A 2816-nucleotide genomic window follows, 5' to 3' on the forward strand; every position below is an offset into this window, starting at 1 on the left:
GAGGCACCTAAGTAGCGCTACACGTAACCAAGACAAACAAAAATATGCTTGCGACCCATATTTTACAAAAAATTATTATTGCCTGATAAAACAAGAACAACAAAACAGCTTTTCTAATTAACTTTTTTAGCTTGGCGAACATAGCACTGTGGTACCACCTGATCCCTTTCCGAACTCAGAAGTGAAACGCAGCCGCGCCGATGGTAGTGTGGGGTCTCCCCATGTGAGAGTAGGTCATCGCCAAGCGCCTAATTCTTTTAAAGAATAAATAACCTCGGTGTAATGTCGGGGATTTTTATATTAATAATTATAATAGTTAAAATTTTTTTTCTGATAACAATAGCGCTGTGGTACCACCTGATCCCTTTCCGAACTCAGAAGTGAAACGCAGTTGCGCCGATGGTAGTGTGGGGTCTCCCCATGTGAGAGTAGGTCATTGTCAGATCCTCTTTTGCTGATATGGCTCAGTTGGTAGAGCGCACCCTTGGTAAGGGTGAGGTCGGCGGTTCGAATCCGCCTATCAGCACCACGACCTCTTTTTACACATCCCATAACGTCCATTAAAGTCCTAAAAATAACGTTTTATCAATAACTTACATTAAAACCCAATTTTTACCGTCCATTAGCGTCCATTAATGTTTAGTGACATCTACGTTTTAAAGTAATACCATATCTAATACCAATCATTTGCTAAAATTGCTGGTATTACTTCATGGCTAAAACTAAACCACTTACAGATACACAAATAAAGCAATCTAAACCTGCTGAGAAAGTTATCACCTTGTCTGATGGTGGTGGCTTGCAACTTCGCATTAAACCTAACGGATCTAAACTTTGGCAGTTGCGTTTCAATAAGCCAATTGATAAGAAACCTGCTCTAATGGGGCTAGGAGCATATCCATCGGTTACGCTTGTTCAAGCGCGTAAACTACGAGAGTCCGCTAAAGAATTGCTTGTTCAAGGGATTAATCCGAAAAAGCATCGAGATGAACAGAATTTGAAAAAAGAGTTAATACATAAAAATACCTTTGCTTGTGTCGTTGAAAGTTGGTTAACTTTAAAAGAATCAGAAGTTAAAGCTAGTACACTTAAAACAATTAATACTACTCTTACCAATCACGTTCTTCCTCATTTGGGTAAATTGCCTATTACTGCGATCACAGCTCCTATCGCTATTAAAGCTTTAAGACCAATTGAAGCTAAGGGCAACCTAGAAGTTGTTTCTAGAGCTTGTCAGTATTTGAACCAGATTATGCGTTATGCCACAAACCATGGCATAGTTCACTCTAATCCTCTCGCAGGGATAAGAGAGGTGTTCATGTCTAATAAAGTTATCAATAATCCTCATGTATCACCAGAGGAGTTACCACAGCTTCTTATTGCTATTGCCACTAGTCGTAGTAAAAAGATAATTCGTAATTTGATCTTGTGGCAATTACATACCATGACTCGACCTGGAGAAGCTGCATTAGCTAAGTGGGAAGAGATTGATCATGATAATAATTTGTGGGTTATTCCAGCAGAACGAATGAAAACAGCAGTTGAGCACAAGGTGCCACTTACTAAGCAGATGTTAGCAATATTGCGTGACTGTAAATTAATTGCTGTTTTTTCTCCTTATATTTTTCCTGCAGACAATGATCCAAATAAGCATGCAAGTAAGGCCAGTGCTAACATGGCGTTAAAGCGGATGGGGTATCAAGGTAAGCAAACTGCGCATGGATTACGTGGTCTTGCTAGAACTACATTAAGTGATCAAGGCCTTGCTTACGAGTCTTCAGAAGCTTGCCTATCTCATAAAGTTGGCAACTCAGTAAGCCAATCCTACAATCATTCAACTTACTTAAATCAACGCATAGAGATTATGGCGTGGTGGAGTGGATATATTGAAAAGCATTCTATTGCCGATGGCTTATATAAAGAGGTTATACTCAAATCTGCCGTTGATAGTGCTTAAACTCTAATACATTTACATTAGAGCAAAAAGTTAAGACCGATAGGCCCCGCAAAGGAGCCTATCGATACCTATAACGTAAAATTAACCTTCAATTTATCAAGCGGATTGTGATCAATTAGTCCGGTTACTGTTGCGTGATCCATAATTTGGTAAATATATAGATAATTTCTCATAAGAATTTCAACATTCCCGTTATCTTGGATTCGCTGTAAGGTTTCCATCACTAAACTAGTATCAATATTTTTAATTGAATGTTTAGCAATTGATGGAAGAATAAAATTATCTAAGCTATTAATGATTGTTTTTAGCCCAGTTGGTTTTAATTCGAGTGATTTAAGAGCTACCCATGAGTTAGCTATATTTTCAAATAAGTATTGATTAACTTCAGCTTCTTCTTTTCTTTTAATATCTCGATATTTTTTAGGATCAATTTTATTTGCAAGCAATGATCTTGCATCGACTGTCATCCTTCTTGCCTGCTCAAGAGAAACATCAGGGTAAATGCCAATGCTTAAGTTCGCTTTCTTTTTTGTATAAGGTTGGATATATCTAAATCGCCAAAGCTTTGTAAGCGATCTACAAACCCACCTAGCTAAACTTATCCCAAGCTGTTAACGCCTCATTTTTAGTATTCCATGGCAGTAACGCTTCTATTTGATCGACGCGTTCAGCAAGCGGTAACTGCTCAATAATAAACTTCAAATATCCATAAGGCTCAAGGCCATTCGCTTTGGCGGTTTATACCGAAAGAAAAACTATGCCGAACACATGCTGTCCAATTTCATAAGTGTGCTGGTATTACTGTCATTTGACTGTAAGGATCCAGTTTCTATTCGGCATAGTTTAATCCTAGAACTAC

General features: G+C 38.2%; 2 protein-coding genes, 1 tRNA gene, 2 rRNA genes and 1 pseudogene. 4 read left to right on the forward strand and 2 right to left on the reverse strand.

Features of this window, described 5'->3' with window-relative positions; all coding sequences use genetic code 11:
• Positions 1-130: 130 nt before the first annotated feature.
• From rrf (KSO91_RS16795) to KSO91_RS16810, 4 genes are all read left to right on the forward strand, one after another.
• A 5S ribosomal RNA gene (gene rrf / locus KSO91_RS16795) occupies positions 131-246 on the forward strand.
• Positions 247-329: 83 nt separating this feature from the next.
• Positions 330-445: ribosomal RNA gene (gene rrf, locus KSO91_RS16800) — 5S ribosomal RNA — on the forward strand.
• An 8-nt stretch (positions 446-453) separates the two neighbouring features.
• Positions 454-529, forward strand: a tRNA-Thr gene (locus tag KSO91_RS16805).
• A 183-nt stretch (positions 530-712) separates the two neighbouring features.
• A complete protein-coding gene (locus KSO91_RS16810) occupies positions 713-1957 on the forward strand; it encodes a tyrosine-type recombinase/integrase (RefSeq protein ID WP_238744173.1) in 1245 nt (414 codons plus the stop codon).
• A gap of 68 nt (positions 1958-2025) precedes the next feature.
• Here KSO91_RS16810 and KSO91_RS16815 read toward each other — a convergent pair whose 3' ends face one another.
• The gene (locus tag KSO91_RS16815) at positions 2026-2559 is read right to left on the reverse strand and encodes a tyrosine-type recombinase/integrase (protein ID WP_338049798.1); all 534 of its coding nucleotides are present in this window, start codon (positions 2557-2559) and stop codon (positions 2026-2028) included.
• Positions 2546-2695, reverse strand: a pseudogene (locus tag KSO91_RS16820) (transposase domain-containing protein); the annotation flags it as partial. The pseudogene KSO91_RS16820 and the gene KSO91_RS16815, both read right to left, overlap by 14 nt.
• Positions 2696-2816: the final 121 nt, after the last annotated feature.

The organism is Psychromonas antarctica (assembly GCF_022267535.1).
Classification (GTDB): Bacteria; Pseudomonadota; Gammaproteobacteria; order Enterobacterales; family Psychromonadaceae; genus Psychromonas; species Psychromonas antarctica.